The sequence below is a fragment of the Polaribacter staleyi genome, assembly GCF_038024045.1.
Lineage (GTDB): Bacteria > Bacteroidota > Bacteroidia > Flavobacteriales > Flavobacteriaceae > Polaribacter > Polaribacter butkevichii.
This window is the reverse complement of the sequence record NZ_CP150665.1, coordinates 4,034,518-4,054,701: the sequence shown is the minus strand read 5'-3', so window position 1 is coordinate 4,054,701 and position 20,184 is coordinate 4,034,518. Positions and strand designations below refer to the sequence as shown.

At 30.2% G+C, this 20,184-nt stretch carries 18 protein-coding genes; 12 read left to right on the top strand and 6 right to left on the bottom strand.

The window, feature by feature from the left end:
* Window positions 1-33 precede the first annotated feature (33 nt).
* Together WHD07_RS16860 and WHD07_RS16855 are read right to left on the bottom strand one after the other, a co-directional pair.
* Entirely contained in the window at window positions 34-1,278 is a 1,245-nt protein-coding gene (locus WHD07_RS16860; RefSeq protein WP_343329331.1) for a hypothetical protein, read from the bottom strand.
* A 1-nt stretch (window position 1,279) separates the two neighbouring features.
* A complete protein-coding gene (locus WHD07_RS16855) occupies window positions 1,280-2,602 on the bottom strand; it encodes a DUF4270 family protein (protein WP_343329330.1) in 1,323 nt (440 codons plus the stop codon).
* Between the two features lie 247 nt (window positions 2,603-2,849).
* Here WHD07_RS16855 and WHD07_RS16850 point away from each other — a divergent pair, with 247 nt between their 5' ends.
* The 3 genes from WHD07_RS16850 (at window position 2,850) to WHD07_RS16840 (ending at window position 5,771) form a co-directional block, all read left to right on the top strand.
* Window positions 2,850-3,860 (top strand): Kelch repeat-containing protein, encoded by a 1,011-nt coding sequence (locus tag WHD07_RS16850; protein ID WP_343329329.1) that lies wholly within the window; start codon window positions 2,850-2,852, stop codon window positions 3,858-3,860.
* Between the two features lie 165 nt (window positions 3,861-4,025).
* Window positions 4,026-5,060: a sensor histidine kinase gene (locus WHD07_RS16845; protein WP_343329328.1), complete on the top strand. Its 1,035-nt coding sequence runs from the start codon at window positions 4,026-4,028 to the stop codon at window positions 5,058-5,060.
* 3 nt (window positions 5,061-5,063) lie between these two features.
* Window positions 5,064-5,771 carry a LytR/AlgR family response regulator transcription factor gene (locus WHD07_RS16840; protein WP_105047931.1) on the top strand — a complete coding sequence of 236 codons (708 nt, stop codon included), beginning with the start codon at window positions 5,064-5,066 and terminating at the stop codon, window positions 5,769-5,771.
* Window position 5,772: 1 nt separating this feature from the next.
* Here WHD07_RS16840 and WHD07_RS16835 read toward each other — a convergent pair whose 3' ends face one another.
* A complete protein-coding gene (locus WHD07_RS16835; RefSeq protein WP_343329327.1) occupies window positions 5,773-6,375 on the bottom strand; it encodes an alpha-ketoglutarate-dependent dioxygenase AlkB family protein in 603 nt (200 codons plus the stop codon).
* Between the two features lie 59 nt (window positions 6,376-6,434).
* On the opposite strand from WHD07_RS16835, the gene WHD07_RS16830 reads away from it, so the two are divergent.
* The 3 genes from WHD07_RS16830 (at window position 6,435) to WHD07_RS16820 (ending at window position 12,277) form a co-directional block, all read left to right on the top strand.
* Complete coding sequence (locus tag WHD07_RS16830) at window positions 6,435-7,310, top strand: sugar phosphate nucleotidyltransferase (protein WP_343329326.1); 876 nt, start codon at window positions 6,435-6,437, stop codon at window positions 7,308-7,310.
* A gap of 94 nt (window positions 7,311-7,404) precedes the next feature.
* Complete coding sequence (uvrB, locus tag WHD07_RS16825; protein WP_343329325.1) at window positions 7,405-9,393, top strand: excinuclease ABC subunit UvrB; 1,989 nt, start codon at window positions 7,405-7,407, stop codon at window positions 9,391-9,393.
* A 136-nt stretch (window positions 9,394-9,529) separates the two neighbouring features.
* Window positions 9,530-12,277, top strand: coding sequence for a hypothetical protein (locus WHD07_RS16820; RefSeq protein WP_343329324.1), 2,748 nt, complete (start codon window positions 9,530-9,532; stop codon window positions 12,275-12,277).
* 42 nt (window positions 12,278-12,319) lie between these two features.
* On the opposite strand, the gene WHD07_RS16815 is transcribed toward WHD07_RS16820, so the two are convergent.
* Both WHD07_RS16815 and WHD07_RS16810 read right to left on the bottom strand, forming a co-directional pair.
* Complete coding sequence (locus WHD07_RS16815) at window positions 12,320-13,207, bottom strand: IS3 family transposase (protein WP_343331022.1); 888 nt, start codon at window positions 13,205-13,207, stop codon at window positions 12,320-12,322.
* 8 nt (window positions 13,208-13,215) lie between these two features.
* Entirely contained in the window at window positions 13,216-13,527 is a 312-nt protein-coding gene (locus WHD07_RS16810; RefSeq protein WP_343328339.1) for a transposase, read from the bottom strand.
* 361 nt (window positions 13,528-13,888) lie between these two features.
* Here WHD07_RS16810 and WHD07_RS16805 point away from each other — a divergent pair, with 361 nt between their 5' ends.
* Together WHD07_RS16805 and WHD07_RS16800 are read left to right on the top strand one after the other, a co-directional pair.
* Window positions 13,889-15,361, top strand: a complete 1,473-nt coding sequence (locus WHD07_RS16805; RefSeq protein ID WP_343329323.1) for a vanadium-dependent haloperoxidase — start codon at window positions 13,889-13,891, stop codon at window positions 15,359-15,361.
* A 269-nt stretch (window positions 15,362-15,630) separates the two neighbouring features.
* Window positions 15,631-16,224 carry a hypothetical protein gene (locus tag WHD07_RS16800; protein ID WP_343329322.1) on the top strand — a complete coding sequence of 198 codons (594 nt, stop codon included), beginning with the start codon at window positions 15,631-15,633 and terminating at the stop codon, window positions 16,222-16,224.
* A 128-nt stretch (window positions 16,225-16,352) separates the two neighbouring features.
* Here WHD07_RS16800 and WHD07_RS16795 read toward each other — a convergent pair whose 3' ends face one another.
* The gene (locus tag WHD07_RS16795) at window positions 16,353-17,321 is read right to left on the bottom strand and encodes an IS110 family transposase (RefSeq protein WP_343328560.1); all 969 of its coding nucleotides are present in this window, start codon (window positions 17,319-17,321) and stop codon (window positions 16,353-16,355) included.
* A 355-nt stretch (window positions 17,322-17,676) separates the two neighbouring features.
* Between WHD07_RS16795 and WHD07_RS16790 the strand changes: the two genes are divergently transcribed.
* From WHD07_RS16790 to WHD07_RS16775, 4 genes are all read left to right on the top strand, one after another.
* Window positions 17,677-18,354: a hypothetical protein gene (locus tag WHD07_RS16790; RefSeq protein WP_343329321.1), complete on the top strand. Its 678-nt coding sequence runs from the start codon at window positions 17,677-17,679 to the stop codon at window positions 18,352-18,354.
* A gap of 156 nt (window positions 18,355-18,510) precedes the next feature.
* Window positions 18,511-19,209 carry a hypothetical protein gene (locus tag WHD07_RS16785; protein ID WP_343329320.1) on the top strand — a complete coding sequence of 233 codons (699 nt, stop codon included), beginning with the start codon at window positions 18,511-18,513 and terminating at the stop codon, window positions 19,207-19,209.
* Between the two features lies 1 nt (window position 19,210).
* Complete coding sequence (locus WHD07_RS16780) at window positions 19,211-19,426, top strand: DUF6140 family protein (RefSeq protein WP_343329319.1); 216 nt, start codon at window positions 19,211-19,213, stop codon at window positions 19,424-19,426.
* A 165-nt stretch (window positions 19,427-19,591) separates the two neighbouring features.
* On the top strand, window positions 19,592-20,170 hold the full coding sequence (locus WHD07_RS16775) for an NAD(P)H-dependent oxidoreductase (RefSeq protein ID WP_343329318.1): 579 nt from the start codon (window positions 19,592-19,594) through the stop codon (window positions 20,168-20,170).
* The last annotated feature ends 14 nt before the right edge of the window (window positions 20,171-20,184 follow it).

Genomic DNA, 20,184 nt, shown 5'->3' with positions numbered 1-20,184 from the left:
ATAATTTTATGGCTCTAAAATTGTTATTCTTACCTAATCTATCTTTCTTTGATCAAACCATTTACCCACAAAATTTAAGTTTAAAGTAATTTTATGAAAATTCTCTTTAATTAATTTGTTTTCTAAAGTACCTTCTCTACCATACGAATAAGAGATATTAAAATAATCATTGCTATATTTTTTCATAGGCAAACCTACACCGAAAGACACAAAATAACTATCTATTTGTTGATTGGATATTTTTAAAAAACCTGTGTTATAGTTTACACCTGCTCTATACTTTATATTAGACCAATAACTGTATTTTTCTTTTGCGGATACAAATTGTACACCAAAGGCATAAATAGATTGGTTTGCATAACTCTCGTTATTTTGCTGCTGATTGGTATCGCTCCAAAGTAATTTGCGATAATCTAAACTAGTGGTAATTTTTTTATTGATGACCGATGTAATTCCCACTCCGTAAGTAAACGGAAGTTCAAAATTATCTAAATCATTTTCCACCTCACTTTCTATAGCTATTGATGTTCCGCTAGAAGATGTTTTGTATGATGATCTTGTTTGTGACCCGCTTAATGATGTAGGTAGTTCTAACGTACCACCTAATGTAGTTTCTACTCCTTTAATGGTAGGTAATTTGTATTGTAAACCTGTTTTTAGCTTTACACCTCCATAATCATTTTGATCGCTAATAGATACTAATGAGCCTGCATAAGCCAAACTTTCTTGATTTATAGAACCAAAAAGGAAAGACACATCTACACCAAAAGATAGGTTTTTAATCACCTTAAAACCGGTGGATAAATAAAATTTATTCAATCCTCCTTCTCCTGTTACCCTTGTAATATAAACATCTGTAAACCCTTCGATGGAATTTTCAACATCTATATTATAACCTGTTTTTGTAAAAGGAAGCAGCCCAATACCCACACCCCAATCTTTTTTTATAGGAAATGCAATGGCAATGTGTGAGATATTTCCGTTTGTAGAAGATTCACTAACACTACTAGTTTTTAAAGTAGAATACGTACCGTTTAAACCAAACTCATACAAGAACGATTTTGGTAAAATACCACTTAAACTCGCTGGGTTGAATAAATTTATTTCAAAAGGATTTGCTTGTGCAATTCCTGTATTACCTAACCCAGTTAAACCTCCGGTTGCTGTTTTGTTTTCTACCCCTAAACCAAACAAAGAATAAGGTGTATTTGTATTTACTTGTCCCAATAAAATATTTACGGATCCAATTAACACTATTAATAGTAGGCTCTTTTTCATCTTAATAGTTTAAAAATTTTACTGATAATTTTACCTCGTTATTTGTACTTGGATCATTTTCTATGACCAACTTATGCACTTCTTTTGTGTAATCTTCATACTGAATCATTAAGGCATAATTTAAATCTTCTTCTGTATAAAGAATATTTTCTACAAAGCCACTTAAATCTACCGTGTAGTAGGTGTTTTTATCAAACTCATCATTATCATTAATTAATATGGCAGAAGCAAGGTTGCCATCTATATCTGTTAGTTGTTCTATCATTCTATTTTTATGATCTACCACAAAAACCGATAACGATTCTGGCAAAGGGTTATCTTCATTATAACTCCCTAACAAAGGATTAAATGTTAAGGCTGCACTTAAGGCTGTGGCATTTTCGTACAATTCAGAGAGTCTTTTTATAGAAGGAATTTCTATTCTTGGAGAAACACCAATACCTCCTTGTGCAAATAATAAATTATTGGTATTTGCACTTAATTTAATTTCTTCTCCATCCTCAAAATCTCCTACAGTGCTATTAGAGAAGTTTCCTTCAATTTCATTAAATTGTTTTGCTGCATTAGAAACTGCAAAATCTATATAAAAGCTATTATCTTCACTATCATCATCTTTTAGAGTATAATACAATCGCATACCAGAATTACCTGATAAACCCGCTGTTATTTGTGCATTAAAACCTAAGATATGGCTATTTACTGTTGCATCTGGCACTATTGCTATTCCTTTAAAATATTGTAAAAAATCATCTGTTGTATTAATGTCATTATCTACTATCTTATCAAAAATTTCTTCTCCTAGAACATCATCCATTTTAATAAATAATGAATCTGTGGTTCTATTAGGTCTTGGTATGAATGAAATTTGTCCTAAAATATCGGCATCATATTTTAAGGAAGAAGTATTGTAAAAACTACTATTATCTTCTGTTTCTACTGTCTCCGTAATTCTGTGTAACTTATAGGTTTGTATTTTAGTTGTATCACCATAATAGTAATTATCATAATTTAAAATAAACCCAATAGAATCATACTCTGCATTAGTACCAATAGAAAAATTAGTAGTTATTAATTGTAAATATGATTTTGCAGATAAACTACCTAAGTTTTCATCAACCACATTGCCCAATAAAATTCTATTGGTACCAGATGTAACAATAGAATCTCGTTTAAAAGTTCCTGCTTTTACGGTAAACGTATCTATTACCCTAACCTGAATATTGTTTTCTATAAAATCGCTTCCAACTTCATAAACCGTAGTATCATCTGTTGCACAGGATATCAGAAAAACAAAACTTAAAACACCTATAATTAAATACCTCATTTTACTTTTTCAGCAAAAGTATTAGGGGCGTTTTCATTAAAAATCACAAAATATATAAACGCTATTTTTTTATAGACTTACCACTAAAAAACACCTCTAAACCCAATTATTAACACCTTTTAAGAAAATTAACATTTGGTTTACATGGTTATCTGTAAAATACCCTTGTTTGTCTATTTTGTACTTTTTTAAACTAAATAGCTTTTACGTTTGCCAAATAATTATGCAAATGAATAAATTAAATCTAATGAGAAAAACAAATTTAAAGCACAAGAGTCGTATGCTTTTTTTAGCAACATTACTAATGTCTCTATTTTTTATAGGGTGTAGTAGTGATGATGAAGACGACGATGAATATGGAAACTGGGTAGAAAGTTCTACTTTCGATGGAAACTCTAGAGCAAACTCTGTAAGCTTTACCATTGGCACAAAAGGATATTTAGTTACCGGTCATGATGGTGATGATTATTTAGCTGATACTTGGGAGTATAATTCGGATAATGATTATTGGGTAAAAAAAGCTAGTTTTCCGGGAGTTGCAAGAAGTGCTGCTGTTGGTTTTTCTATAAACGGAAAAGGATATTTAGGTACAGGTTATGACGGAGAAAATAGGTTAAATGATTTTTGGGAATATGATCCATCATCAGATACTTGGACACAAAAAGCAGATTTTGCAGGAACCGCAAGATATGGAGCAATCGCTTTTACTATTGGTAACGATGGTTATATTGGTACTGGTTACGATGGCAGCGAACAAAAAGATTTTTGGAAATACAATGTAGCTGCAAATACTTGGGAACAATCTGTTGGTTTTGGTGGAGAAAAGCGTCAAAATGCGTCTGTTTTTACCATTAATGATGTAGCTTATATTGGCTTAGGAATTCATAATGGTGCCTACGAAAAAGATTTTTATGCTTTTAATGGTACTACCTGGACAAGGTTAACAGACCTAGATGATGATGAGGACGACGATGATGATTATGAAATTCTATTAAGCAGTGGAGCCGCTTTTTCTTTAAATGGAAAAGGATATGTAACTACCGGTATTTCTGGCTCTATTACCACAGAAAGTTGGGAATATGACCCAAGTACCGATACTTGGGAAGAGTTACCGGTATTTGAAGGAACTGCAAGACAAGATGCTTCTAGCTTTACTTTCGATTCGAAAGCTTTTGTTTTAATGGGTAGAAGTGGTAGTTATTATTTTGATGATGTTTGGGAATTTAGACCAGATGAATTAGAAAATGAAGACGATTAAGTTTTAGTAAACTTATTTTTCTAAATACATAGAAGATTAAAAATGAAGGCAATAATTTAAAACTCCTTCATTTTTAATCTTTTTTTTGTGATAAAAACAACAATTCTTTGGGAGACTTTTAAGAAACCTCCTTCATAGTTTTGCAATTATTAAATAACGCATAGTTTGAATACAACATTAAAAAAACTGAATACAAAAATTCTTATTCATAGCCTTATTTGGCTTTTATTCTTATCAATTACTGCTATTCAATCGTATGCACGCTTTAGCACTATACCTAATGAATTTTACATTTTAAATTTTATTTTTATTGCTGCTTTTTATCTAAATTATTTGGTGTTGATTCCTAATTTTTTATTGAATAAAAAAATTGTTCTATACATTGTAATTTCTTTAGCAATTATATTTTCTGTAATTTACGGAATAGAATATTTTCTAAAAATTTCCTTAAAGCCACCTTTCCACAATAATAACTTCATTCGTAATTTCCAAAGACACCGACAAAATAGTATCAATTTAAGACCTCCTATTTTACTACTCTTATTTTTTGCTTTAAGTACCTGCGTTAAACTTGTAGCCGAATGGTATAAATCAGAAAAAGAAAGAACTTTAATTGCTTCTCAAAAAGTAAATTCTGAATTATCTTTTTTAAAAGCACAATTAAACCCACATTTTCTATTTAACTCTTTAAACAGTATTTATTCTTTAGCTAATAAAAAATCTGACGATACAACTGTAGCCATTGTTACACTTTCTGAACTCATGCGTTATATGATTTACGAGGCCAATGAAGAATTAATTTCCTTAGAAAAAGAAATAGATTACATAAAAAACTACATCTCTTTACAATTGTTACGATTAAAAGATTCTAGTGGTGTAAAAATAAATATTCACGGAGATTTAAATTACAAAATAGAACCTTTACTCCTTATTTCTTTTATAGAAAATGCCTTTAAATACGGAACCGATTATAAAGGAAAAACAGATATTTCTATTAAAATTTCTACCAATAACGATCAATTACAACTAGTGGTTTACAACCTTTCTTCTTTGCAAAATGCCATCAATAAAGATTCTGGTATTGGGCTAGAAAATATACAAAACAGGTTAAACTTATTATACCCCAAAGCACATACTTTAAAGATTACAAAGACTAAAAAATCATTTGAAGTTCTCTTAAAAATCAACTTAAAAAAATAAATTATGAAGTGTATAATTATTGATGATGAACCTTTAGCACTAGAACTATTAGAAGATTTTATTTCTAAAATTCCGTTTTTAGAGTTAGTCGCTTCTTGCTCTAACGGATTTGAGGCCACTAGTTTTTTACAAGAACAAAAAATAGATTTAATTTTTACAGACATAGAAATGCCTAATTTCTCTGGAATCGATTTTATAAAATCTTTAGAAACAAAACCGATGTTTATTTTTACCACTGCATACTCTCATTATGCTGTAGAAGGTTTTAATTTAAACGCCATCGATTACCTTGTAAAACCCATTCCCTTTCATCGATTTTTAAAAGCAGCAACCAGAGCTCAAAATTTATTAAAATCAAAAAACGAAGAAGAAATACCTGTTGCAAAACAAGAAACGAATCCTGAATTTATTTTTGTAAAATCTGAATACGAAAACCTAAAAATAAATTTGTGCGATATTAAATATATTGAATCTTTAAAGGATTATATTAAAATTCATACGCATAAAGAAAAACCTATTTTAACACTCAGCAGCCTTAAAAGCTTTGAAGAAAAATTAGGAAAAACAAACTTTATACGTGTACATAAATCCTTTATTGTTTCTTTAAAACACATTTATTCTGTGCAAAGAAATAGAATTATTATTGATGATAATTGGATACCGATTGGCTTAAATTACCGTGAAGAATTTATCAAAAAAATTGATCATTAATTTACAATTCTATTGTTCTAAAAGTTAGGTTAATTCTTGGTGAATTTACTTTTTTTGTAGGTGGCAATCTATGAAGCCAATGGGTTTGAGTACCTTCTCGCATTATTAATAAACTTCCTTTTTCTAACACAATATCTATTCTTTGCTTGTTCTTTTTATGCTTAAAAGAAAACTTACGATCGGCTCCTAAAGATAACGACGCAATAGCACCATTTTCTCGTAGCATTTTTTCTCCATCAGAATGATATGCCATTCCTTCTGCTCCTGTAGGATATAAATTTAACAAACAAGAATTATAGGTTGCTCCACTTTCTCGTTCTACAATTTCTTTTAGCGCCAACAATTCTTCAGTAAAAATATTTGCCCTTTTTGTTATTTTAGAATAGGTATAAGAATATTCAGATTCTCCATACCAAGCGACCATTCTTTTGGTGATGATTTTTTTACCAAAAATAATTGCTTCATCATTTTTAAATTGAATGGTTTCCATCAATTTTTGATAATAAAATTCACATTGTTTTTTATCTAAAACAAGTCCGTAATAATTGGTAACCCCATCAAAAGGTAAAATATTTTTGATGCTTTCTGTCGAGAATAAATCCATAAAATAAAAATACTAATTAAACTTGAAATGATTACTTTTAAACCATTAAATAAGATTCTATGCACAATAACTTAATCATATTAGCAGGTGGCGCTTCATCAAGAATGAAAAAACCTGCGACTTCTAAAAACCTAAATTCAAACGAAACTGAACAAGCCAACAATAGAAGTAAGAGTTTAATTAGTTTAGATAATTCGGGTAGACCTGTGTTAGATTACCTTTTATTCAATGCTAAAAAAGCGGGTTATAAAAACATCTATATTGTAATCAATGAAAAAGGTGGTTTGTTTAAAGAGTTTTACGGAAGTAAAGATAAAAACAACAATTTTAACGGCCTAATTATTTCTTTTCCCATTCAATATATTCCTGCAAATAGAGAAAAACCTTTTGGCACTGCTGATGCACTTTTACAAGCAGTAGAGCAGTTTCCAGAATTAAACAATCAATTTTACACGGTTTGTAATAGTGATAATTTATACTCTACAAAAGCACTACGTTTCCTTAGAGAAACGGACTATAACAATGCATTCATCTCTTATAACAGAGACTCTTTAGAGTTTCCTTTAGAGCGAATTTCTAAATTTGCTCTCACCAAATTAAACGAACGTAACGAGTTGGTCCATATTCTTGAAAAACCATCAGAATTAGATGTTCCTAATTTTTACGATAGAGAACAAAAGTTAAGAGTCAGCATGAATATTTTTAAGTTTGAGGGCAAAGAATTTTATCCTTTTTTAAAGAATTGCCCTGTGCATCCTACAAGAAATGAAAAAGAAATGCAAACTGCGTTGTTAAATTATATTACAGAAACCGATAATAAAGTTGTCGGAATTCCGCTTTCAGAACATGTTCCAGATTTGTCTTCTAAAGACGATATTGCCATTGTAAAGGCATATCTAAAAAAGAATTATACTACTTTAGATTGGAATGCTTAATAAAAAAAACCTTGCATTCTTAAAACTTAAAATTGCATTTTAAAACTTAAAAAAATACGGATACTTTGTTTAAAAGTATCCGTATTTTTACAGCATGGAATTTAAATTGGTATCAGAGTTTTCTCCTACGGGAGATCAACCACAAGCAATAAAAGAACTTACTAAAAACATTAAAGGTGGTGAAAAATATCAAACACTTTTAGGGGTAACAGGTTCTGGTAAAACTTTTACCGTTGCCAATGTGGTAAAACAAGTAGACAAACCCACCTTAGTTTTGGCACACAACAAAACGTTGGCAGCTCAATTGTATTCTGAATTTAAACAATTTTTCCCTGAAAACGCTGTAGAGTATTTTGTGTCTTACTACGATTATTATCAACCTGAAGCCTACATTCCGGTAACGGGAACTTTTATAGAAAAAGATTTATCTATTAATGATGATATCGAACGTTTGCGTTTAAGCACCACTTCTTCCCTACTTTCTGGTAGACGAGATGTGTTAGTGGTGGCTTCCGTTTCTTGTTTGTATGGTATTGGAAATCCCGTAGAATTTAAGAAAAACGTAATTCCTATTCATGTTGATCAACAAATTGCACGAACAAAATTTTTACATCAATTAGTACAAAGTTTATATTCTAGAACAGAACACGAAATAAAAAGTGGAACCTTTAAAGTAAAAGGCGATGTGGTTACCATTTATCCGTCTTACGGAGATAATGGCTATAGAGTCCATTTTTTTGGTGATGAAATTGAAGAAATAGAATCTTTCGATTTAGAAAACAATACAGTTTTAGAAAGCTTTAGTGAACTGACTATTTATCCTGCAAACTTATTTGTAACATCACCAGACATTTTACAAAATGCCATTCATCAAATTCAAGAAGATATGATGAAACAGGTAGAATATTTTAAAGAAATAGGAAAACATCTAGAAGCAAAACGTTTAAAGGAGCGAACTGAGTTTGATTTAGAAATGATTCGTGAATTGGGGTATTGTTCTGGTATAGAAAACTATTCTCGTTATTTAGACGGACGAGAACCTGGTACAAGACCTTTCTGCTTGTTAGATTATTTTCCGGATGATTATTTAATGGTGATTGATGAAAGCCATGTTACCATTCCGCAAACGCATGCTATGTACGGTGGCGATAGAAGTAGAAAAGAAAACTTAGTGGAATATGGTTTTAGATTACCAGCCGCAATGGACAATCGCCCTTTAAAATTTGATGAGTTTGAAGGGGTACAGAACCAAGTAATTTATGTTTCCGCAACACCTGCAGATTATGAATTAGAAAAAACAGAAGGTATATTTGTAGAGCAAATAATTAGACCTACAGGCTTATTAGATCCTGTAATTGAAATTCGCCCAAGTTTAAACCAGATTGATGATTTAATTGAAGAAATTCAGGTTCGTGTAGAAAAAGACGAACGTACTTTGGTGACGACATTAACCAAAAGAATGGCAGAAGAACTGACAAAATACTTAACAAGAGTAGCTATTCGTTGTCGTTATATTCATTCTGATGTAGATACGTTAGAGCGTGTAGAAATTATGCAAGATTTGCGTAAAGGTATTTTTGATGTTTTAATTGGAGTTAATCTTTTGCGTGAAGGGTTAGATTTACCAGAAGTTTCTTTAGTAGCCATTTTAGATGCCGATAAAGAAGGTTTTTTAAGAAGTCATAGATCTATAACACAAACCGTTGGTAGAGCCGCAAGAAACGTAAATGGTTTGGCAATATTATATGCTGATAAAATGACCAACAGCATGCAAAAAACCATTGACGAAACAGAAAGAAGACGTGAAAAGCAAATTGCCTACAACACCAAACACGGCATTACTCCGACTCAAATTAACAAAAAAATTGACGATACTTTGTCTAAATCTGCCGTTTCTAGTTATCATTACGACAACGCAAAACAAGTTGCTGCAGAACAAGATTTACAGTATTTACCAAAAGAAGAAATCGAAAAACGCATTAGAGATAAACGCAAACAGATGGAAGCGGCCGCTAAAGAATTAGACTTTATTGTTGCTGCTAAATTGCGTGATGAAATTGCGGCTTTGAAGGAGAAATTGTAAGGAAAATAGATAAAATAATATTTTACACCTTGTACTTAGTGTTTGAAAAACCAAAATTAAATAACACTGGAGATAACAGAATAAAAGGTTTTATATTTACATTAGTGTTGGCATAAACATCAATTTCACAAAAAAAATGGCATCACGATACATAAAATCAAAAATTGTTAAACGCTTATTTGCTGATACAAATGGTAGATGTGCAGTTTGTAATAATTCAATAATTAGAGAAAATGCAGTAATTGGAGAAATTTGCCATATTGAGGCTTTTAATAAAGGAGGGGCAAGATATAATACTTTTCTTAAAAAAGATAAACTTAATGAATATGAGAATCTTTTAGTTCTATGCCCATCTTGTCATACAGTAATTGACAATCGAGATAATCAAGTAAAATACACAGCAAAATATTTAAATGAATTAAAACACAATTTTTCTAAAAAGAATAGGGAAAGTAACTTTATAATTGATGATGCACAAATTGAAAAAATTGAAAAAATATTTGCAAGGAAACTAGAAGAAGAATTACTTGACATCAAACTTTTAATAAACCAAATAAATTCTGATACATGTTTTAATAAAATCGAAAATTATTTTAAAGACTCTTCAAAATACACACCATCAATTCAGGATATCAAACATTTTATTTTCAGCACAGAAGAAAAAAAGTTTATAAATGACTCTATCAAAAAAATACAAAAAGGCAACATATCAAATATTTTAATTTCAGGGATCCCTTCTTGTGGTAAAACAACCTTTGCTATTAAATTATCGAACCATTTAGACAAGTCTTACCTGTCTAGATACTTAGATTTAAAATCCGAGAATTCACTTACCAACATTAAACAAGATATAAAGACACTGATAAATTTTCCGTCCCTTTTAATTTTAGATAATATCCATTTAGAATATAACGTGGCTTGCGAAACCTACAAGTTTTGTCAACAATATAAAAACCTAACTTTACTATTCATTTCTAGAGAAATAGATAAAACTTATAAAATTGATAACTTATCAGGAATAGATTTATTTGAACTTTCAGATTTAAAATTTATTGTAAACCCAACTCAAAACCGAAATGAAAAAATTCAATCCTTAATAAAAAACCGACAGAAAAAAATATTAAATACGCAAGGAATTATTTCAAACACAGGAGATTTAAACAAAATATATTATATTATAAATAGTAGTCTTTTAAAGCTAAACATATTATTGGATATCTGGGAACAAAATCCAACAAAGCAACTTGATGACATTGATGATACAGAACTTAGCAAAATCATAAATCGAAGATACTTTAGTAATTTTACTTTTAGTCAACGAGATAGTTTAATGCTATATACCTGTATTAATCAATTTGAAATTGGTTTTTACTTCCAAAATTCAGATAGAGATATCGAACAAATTCTAAGGAAAGAAGGATTAATAATACAATCAAAAAATGATAATTATTCTTTTTTCCATTCAAGTTTTTCTAGACTATTGCTAAACTCATTAATCCAATCCGATAGTAACTATAAAATTAATTATCCAAATGGATTTTATGATTTTGAATTAAAAATGTTTTTTAAATATTTTTCGTTTTTTAATGAAAACGGTCGTTCTGGATTCCCTCCAAAGATTGGAAGTTTATTAAATAAGTTAGCAATAAATAAGGGAAATAAGTTATTTATTAAGCTCACATCTTCCAAATTAGTTAAAAATCAAATCATAAAGTATTTTAATACTCTCCCAATCACAGATGAATTTATTATTTTCTTCAATAATATTCAAAAACTTAATAAAATTGAATTTGATTTTTATAAAGAAAATTTAGTTTTAAAAGATAATAGCATAACAAATTTCTGGGATAAATTTAAAATCAAGGACGCTTTAGATTTTAGAAAATTTTTAACTATTCATTCAAGTAAAAACCTTTCTAGATATAAAAAATCAATGGAAGAAATTGATGAGAATGATTTAAAGAAAATTTTATATTCATCACAGTTAAATGATTTAACATATTGTCTAAGATCTGTTTCAGATTTTGACAAGCCATTAGCTATCAAATTAGTTAATTATTTATCAAAAGAAGAGTGGATTAATATTTTTCAAAAAGCACCTTTTTTATCAATTTCAAACTCTATTATAGAGATTTCTCAATTAAAAGGCAGGAAATATGCAATTGAAATTTTGAACGAGATAAACATAAAAAAGACTTTATTTGATGTTAAATATTTACCAATAGCAAACCTTACAAAATCTATATCCGAATTTAAAAGAATTGAAGGCAAAATACCTAGGTTATTAATAAACGAATTAGATATCAGTTATTTTCAAAATATTGTAAAAACTACTCCGCTAGGTAAATTAAGTAAATCCCTTAAGGAGCTATATCCTTTTGACAGAAAAGTTATTACTTCAGTTGTTAATAGTTTAGAAATTGATTTTCTTCTTAAAAATTTAAAAGAATATAATTTAGCTAATCTTGCTACAATTATATCAGAACTATATGACATATCAAATGATAAAATACTAAAACTAATAGATAATCAAAATTTTGTTGATTTAATTAAAATAAAAATAACCCAAGAAACAAAATGTAGCCATTTATCAAAATTTATAGCAGTTTCAGCTAAAATTAACAAGACTTTTACCGATAGATTAGTAAATGCTTTTCCTTCCAAAATTTTAGACAAAACACTTAATAACTGCACATTGAGAGAACTTTCGGATTTACTTGGCTCTATATCTAAGTTACCCTCTAACATGATTTTAGCTAATAAAACCTTTAAAACTATACCTAATAAAGAAATCGTTAGAAAAATAGCTCAACGCGATTTTAAAATAACTGATTTTCAATCTTTTTTCAATCAAATTTCAAAAATAGATAAATTTATGTTTTGACCCCTATAAAACAAGAGTAATCTTTTAAATTTCGATTATTAATTAAGCTGTTAAATTTTTCATCATAATTAGATGTTTATCTGTATTCCATTTTTCCATTGGGGTTATACGTCCCAACAATCCGTGAAGTCTTCTATTGTTATAAAATTTCACGTTTCGTTTTAATATTTGCTCTATTTCACCAAAATATTGATAGTCGAACCTTTTAAAAACTTCTTTTTTTAATATTCCGTGATACGCTTCTATATGTGCATTTTCCTCAGGTGTTGCAATGTGTGTAAATTCTTGTTGTACTCCGATTAAACCTAAGTATTCACGTACTCTTTTAGCTATAAATTGGCTTCCATTATCACTTCTAATAACTACATTATTGGGGTAATCATAATCTTGAAACAACTCAGATAGTAATGTAATAACGTGATGCTGTTTAATGGTAAAAGAAAAATAGTCTTTTAGTATTCTACGAGTATGAACGTCTATGACCGAGAGTAAATAAGCATTCTTTCCTACACTTGGTATCCAAACCATTTTTATATCCATTTCCAGGCATTCTAAGGGCTTAGAAGTGTGAACTTTTCTGAACTTTACAAACTTGCGTCCTGAACCACTTCTATCTATCCTATTATCTAGTTTGAGTAAGCCTTCTTCTTTCATAATTCTATATAGTTTTTTATGATTTATAGTGTACCCCTCTCTTTTTAAATAGCTGGTCATTAATCGATAACCACAATCTATAAACTCATGCTGTAAAATTTCTTTTATAGCTGCAACTACATCGTTTTGTAATACAAAGCCTTTGGTCTTATGAAAAGTTTCTTTAGTTGGCTTATTTCCTTTTTTACCACCACTAGGTTCTCTGTAGTAACTACTCTCTACAATACCTACCATTTTTAGGATTTTTGTTTTGCTACACTTATATTTTTTATAAATTGCATTGACTAAATCTTTCTTGGATCGGACGTTCCAAACTTTTTTTTTAAAAGTTCTCGTTGTACTTCAAGCTCAATTTCTCTATCACTTAATAATTTTCTTAAAACTCGATTCTCTTCTTCTGCCTCTTTAAGTTCTTTACTCTTGGTATCATAAGTTACCTTCAAACCTGCTTCTCCTTTGTGCTCAAACTTCTTTCGCCAACTGTAAAATGTTCCAGTGCTTACACTGTATTTTCGGCAGGCTTCTACAATACCTATTTCTTCTGAAACTGATAGAATTTCTAACTTCTGTTCTAATGTCCATTTCTTGTATTTCATATCTCAAATATATTAGTTTTGAAATTTAAAATATCACTCCGAACTATTAAGGGGCTAAACTACGGAGAAATGAGCAGAACGAAAACGTAAAATGATAAATTTTAACAAATAGAGAAACATTTATGATTTTATCAATTATTGCGGATTTGAGAATTGAATCGGTACGATTTTTTAGCAATGGAATGAAAAGCCACTAAAATACAACAACGCGCATAAAAAATTGCTTTATTCAGTAAAATAGAATGGTTCTAAAACAAAAAAATAATATATTTATACGCCTGAAAAATTACGATTTCAAAAGTCGCAACTTTTCATGCTCAAACCCGTTGTGTGTCATTAAAAAAAACAAATCAAAATAAAAATGAAAAAAACGATTTTACTTTTTATTACATCCCTAATCCTTTTTGGCTGTAAACAGAACCAAAATCAAAAGGAACACCAAAGTTCAACAGAAACATTTGAACCTAAAGGAGTTGATAATATCGCCTATAAATGGGGATATATGGCATTGACCGCCCAAGCCAATGATACTGAAAAATTCAAACCAAGACCGACCGTCACTTCTCGGTATTTGGGTTTAATATTTGTTTCTGTATTTGATGCTTGGTCGATGTATGACGAAAAAGCTGTTCCTGTTTATCTTGAAGGCGTTGATAGAAGACCATCAAAAGAACAGACCTTGAAAAATAAAGAAATTGCCATTAGTTATGCCGCATTTGGAGCAATGAATGAATACTATTTTTCAGATAAACCATTGTTTGCGGAATTTATGAAAGAATTGGGCTTAGACCCAACAAACAAATCATTGGATCCCACAACACCTGAGGGTATTGGTAATTTAGCTGCAAAAGCAGTAATTGAAGCTCGAAAAGGAGACGGCTCTAATCAATATGGTGAAGAAGCGGGTTCTAATGGCGAACCATATTTTAATTACGTTGGATATGAGCCAGTTAATTCCGCTGATAAAAATGTTGACCCTAACCGCTGGCAACCTAAGTATTTTTCTGACGGGAAAGGTGGAAAATTTGCACCAGGATGCTTAACTCCATTTTGGGACAAGGTCAAACCTATTGCCCTAAAATCAGGAGACCAATTTCGACCTGGACCCCCTCCAATGATTGGTTCGGAACAACTGGAAAAAGAAGTTCGAGAAGTTATAGAATTACAATACAACCTAACAGATTATCAAAAGGCATTGGTAGAGTTTATGCGAGATGGTCCACAGTCTGTACAACAAGCGGGGCATTGGCTAAAATTTGCCCAAGATGTTTCTCGAAGAGATAATCATACACTTGATGAGGATGTAAAAATGTATTTTTATAATCAAGTGGTTGCCATGGATGCCTTCATAGCTTCTTGGGATTCAAAAATGTTTTACGATTATGCCAGACCTTATGCATTGGTCCATCAATATTATGATGAACAGAAAATCAAAGCTTGGGGAGGAGAAGGAAAAGGAATGATGGAAATAAAAGGAAATCAATGGAGACCTTATTCACCTGAAACATTTTTATGCCCTCCTTTTCCAAGTTATACATCGGGGCACAGTACCATTAGTGGAGGCTGTGCAGAAGCTTTAAAATTGTGGACGGGTAGTGACAAATTTGGCTCTGAAGCACAATTAGTAGCAGGTGCAATGACAGAACCTGACAACTTGGGAGACACAGTTACTTTGAAATTTCCAACATTCACAGAAACAGCAGAAATGGCTGGTATTTCGAGGGTATTGGGAGGTTATCATATTCAATCCGATAATGTAGCAGGATTAGAATTAGGAAGAAATGTGGCAAAGGAAGCATGGAAGTTTTACAAAAAACATATAGGAGAAGAATAACAACACACAACAATGTATATAAAAAATAGGCAAAATAGTAGTAATATCAAGGCTTTTGGCTCGCATCAAATTTTGTGTTTAACTGAAAGTATGCGCTTCTAAATCGCCTACTTTTCATATACTAACCGTTGGCAACAAGTTAACCAAACCAAGAAACTGATTGACTAACCATAAAGTATCGTTTACTCAATAATGAATATCATTCACTCATTATTAGTTTTGAAATAACTAAACATATTTTAAATTTGAATTATTAAATCCAAACAGATATGAGAAAAATTATTTTTGCTTTAATATTACTGTTCGTGACTTTTAATTCGTTTAGTCAAGAGATTATCGGAAAAAAATCTACTGCGAAAACTAACTATTCAGAAAATTCAGAAATAAAAGTTTTCGTAAATGATACTTTAGATAAATTTCATCCTAACAAAAAACCAGCTGGAATTTTTGTGAATGAAATTTTTGTAGGAGATGAAAATATTTTAAACGTAATAAATTCGGAGAAAATAGAAAGTATAAATATTGAGAAAGAAAATTATACTCTTAACGGAAAAGAATACTATGGGAAAATTATTCTAAAAATGAAATCGGATTATATTCCAAAATTTATAACTTTAAAGGAACTTATTACAAAACATTTAGAATTAGACAGTAAACCACTTATTTTTCAGATTAATGGAGATGTAATTAACCAAGATTACAATGACTATTTAATTGACGAAAACTTCATCTTGAAAATTATATCAAATAAAATCAAAACGTCTGATAAAAATATTGAAATTAATTTAGTAAAACTAATAACAAGGACAACTGAAAACATAAAAAAAGCAAATACAATCCGAATTAAGGGAACGGAAATATAAAACCAGTTGCCAACAAAGAACTGAGCTAAAAAACAACTCTTTTCTTCATTAAATTTACGCACTATTATTTTAGGCTCATAATGCTATGAATTCGTATTTTGAGCTTTTATTTTTTATGTAAATACTACTTATTTTGATAAAACAGAAACGTACGTTTCGTCATATGGTAAACCTGATTTTGCAATAGCAAAACTCTGTTTTATCAGTTTATTTGAAACCGCTATTAAAGCCAATTTCTTACTCTTACCCTTGTTAACAATTCGCTCATAAATCTCGCGACATCCTTTATTATGCTTGCAAGCTGTAAAAGCACAGAGAAACAAGAGGTTGCGTAACTTCCTATTTCCAACCTTACTTATTCTACTTCTTCCACGTACACTACTCCCAGATACTCTTATCGTTGGAGTAATTCCTACATAACTACATAATTGTGAAGCTGTTTCAAATTTCTTAAATCCATCAGTAATTACAATTAAAAACAATGCCGTTTTCAATCCTATTCCTGGAATACTAGTTAGCAATGTTAACTGTGCTTGTTGGTCTTGTTTTACTAATGATAGTACTTTTGTTTCGATTCCTAAAATCTCTTTGTCTAAATGTTTTTTAGTCCGTTTTAATGAACCATAAACCCACTTAGAGGGAATCCCTAAAACTTCTTCTCCGTGGATTTTATTCTTAACCGCTGTGCGTTTTTTAATATCACTATCTAATAACCTAAACAACTGTAAACACTCACTCTGAACATTAGTAAGAGCCGTATACAATGGAACTTCATTGATACTTCCATATTCACAGATAGCCTTTGCATCACTTTTATCCGTCTTTACTTTAGATAATTTCATTTGGATAAAACGCTTTACAGACAAAGGATTTACCACCGATACAAAAATGCTTTGTTTGTATAAAAACTGAGCTAATCTGTAATGGTAATAACCTGTTGCTTCCATAATAACTAATGAGTTTTTAGGTAAACTTTTTAAAAAGGTTTTAAACCCTAATTCATCATTTTTAAATTGATCATGACCATTTGTACTTCCATAAACATCAAAAACGTCTTTACTGATGTCAACTCCAAAAATTTCCTTATATTTATTCATAAGAACTGATTTATGAAAGAATAACCTACTTTTACTCACAACAACTTGAAATCGAGATCTAGGTCTCACAGAACTGAACGTGATTGTTAGTAGAAAAGAGAGAGGATTATCAATGTTGTCGAAGTCTTGGCTTCACCGTGTATATTAACCTTAATTCTCTCTTTTATTCTTTCTGATTTATATACTTAAATTTAGTCTTTTATTATAAAATGCTAACTTAAGCCGTATATAATCCATTGCTAGTGAGAGCCTACTTACGAAAATCCTCGCGGATTTTCTATTCGGTTTTTATTTGCTAAATTAGTTGTTTAAACACGCCACTAATCATACACAAACACGTTAGAGCACATTTAAAATGAACTTTGGAAATATAAACATAGAAGAACCGAATATTTGTCCACATTGTCACGTGGTAAATGAACCCGAATTTAAACATATGGAACATACCCATAGTTTGGAAGAAAATAGGCAAATAATTACACTTTGGAGATGTACTCACAGTAAATGCAATCGACACTTCCCAATACTATATGAAAGATTTGAAGGGTATAAATATGAATTTATAAGATTTTTAGATGGACTTCCAAAAGGACCAGAATGGCCAGAACCAATATTAAATCTAAAAAGCGGAAATAATGAAGATATAGAAAAGGACTTACAATCCAGATTTATTGAAACATACCTACAGAGTCTAACTGCTGAAAATGAAGGATTATATGAAATAGCGGGAATGGGTTTTAGGAAATCTGTTGAATATTTAGTGAAAGATTGGGCAATTCAATCAAATCCAAAAGATGCAGAAATAATAAATAAACTATGGTTGGGTGAAGTTATTAAAAAATATTATGAAGGAGACTTAAAAGGAATTTTAGAACGAGCAAGTTGGTTGGGGAACGACCAAGCGCATTATAACAAACTTTTTGAGGAATATGATATTAAAGTTTTAAAGGAATTAATAAATCTAATTATGGTTGAACTTGATAGGCAATTCAAATTGAAACACTATAATGAAACTATCCAAAAAAGGAAATAAAAACGTGCTCTAACACCGTACAAAATTAATTGCTTGCTTTTTGCTCACTTACGAAAATCCTCGCGGATTTTCTTTGTCAGTAATTATTTATTAAATTTATTACTAAACCACGCAACTAACCTTGTACAAACACGTTGGCAGTAATTACTCAAAAAAATGGAAAAAGAAAATATTGAAAAATGGAAAAATGAAGTTTACAAATATTTAAATTCAATTAATCAAAAACTTTTAAAATCTGAAAAATCTAAAGAATTATATTATGGTTTTGAAGTTATTGACGGAAAAATAATTGAAAAACCTGAATTTTTATTTATAGGAATTAATCCTGGAGCAGGAAATGGAGAAAAAAATTACAAAATAAAATTAGAAACTGAAAGAATTTCTTATTTAGACCACTTTGATTACTATTACAAATATGCATTAGCAAAGCAAACAGTTGAGTTATTGAAATTATCAGGATTTTCAGAGAGTGAAGTAATTTCTAAATTGGAAAATAATTGTGTTAAAACTAACCTTTATCACATCATAACTCGTCAAGCTTCTGAAATAAAAAAATGTATCAATCAATCTGAAGTTTCATTCAAAGATTATTTTAATGAGTCTTGCAAGTTTTGTATTTCTTTAATCAAAATAACTAAACCAAAAATTGTAATTCTTGAAGGAAAAGATGTTTTTAATCAAATAATTGAAAACTGCTATGAAAAATATAATCAATGGAATAATGAATTGAATATTGGCTATTATTTTTCTGAATCTGAAAATATTCATTTTTTGTCCTACAAAAGAATATTCAGTAATATTTTGGAAAAGGAAAATTTAGCAGTTAAACTTAAACAAATCATAAAAAACAAATAAAATGGCATTATTTAAAGCAATAGTAAAAAGTAATAGAATTTCTAACGGAGTAAGATTAGAAAAAGGAATGAGTGTCGAATTTGTTTCTTCATATGGAAATCCACTTGCTACAAATGGCGGAAAAGATTTAATTGACGCTTTTATGAGAGCATATGGAGTTGACTTGAAAAAAGCGTGTGCAGTTAATTCATCATATATTGAAGTAAAGAAAATATAAACTACTGCCAACACCGTATAAACTTTATTGCTAGTTTTAGCTCACTTGGGAAATTCCTCCGGAATTTCGCCGTTCGTGTTTTATTTAGTAAATTCATTGCCTAAACCACGCAACAAAGCTTATACAACAACGTTGGCAGCAAGTTAAGAAACGACACGAGCAAGAATGAAAAAGATATTAATAATTAACGGACATCCTGATAGCGAAAGTTTTTGTGCTGATTTGGCCATTAGTTACAAGAATGGAGCTGAATTGACAAAAGCAGATTGCAAATTAGTTAACTTGATTGATTTAAAATATGATTTGAATCTGCATTATGGATATAGAAAAAGAACAGAACTTGAACCTGATTTATTACAAATACAGCAAGATATATTAGATGCAGACCATTTGGTATTTGTCTATCCGACTTGGTGGGGGACTTACCCTGCATTATTAAAAGGATTCATAGACAGGGTATTTCTACCAAAATATGCTTTTAAGTATCGAGATAATTCTTTGCTATGGGATAAATTACTGAAAGGTAAATCGGCAAGATTGATTGTGACTATGGATACGCCTAAATGGTATTATTCATTGATTTATAAAAATCCTGGACACAATTCAATGAAAAAAGGAATCTTAGAGTTTTGTGGAATCAAACCAGTAAAGGTTACAGCTTTGGGCCCGATTAAATCATCGAATGAAAAGAAACGACAAGATTGGATTAACAAAATTGAGAAACTAGGACAAAAACATAAATAAAACCAGCTGCCAAC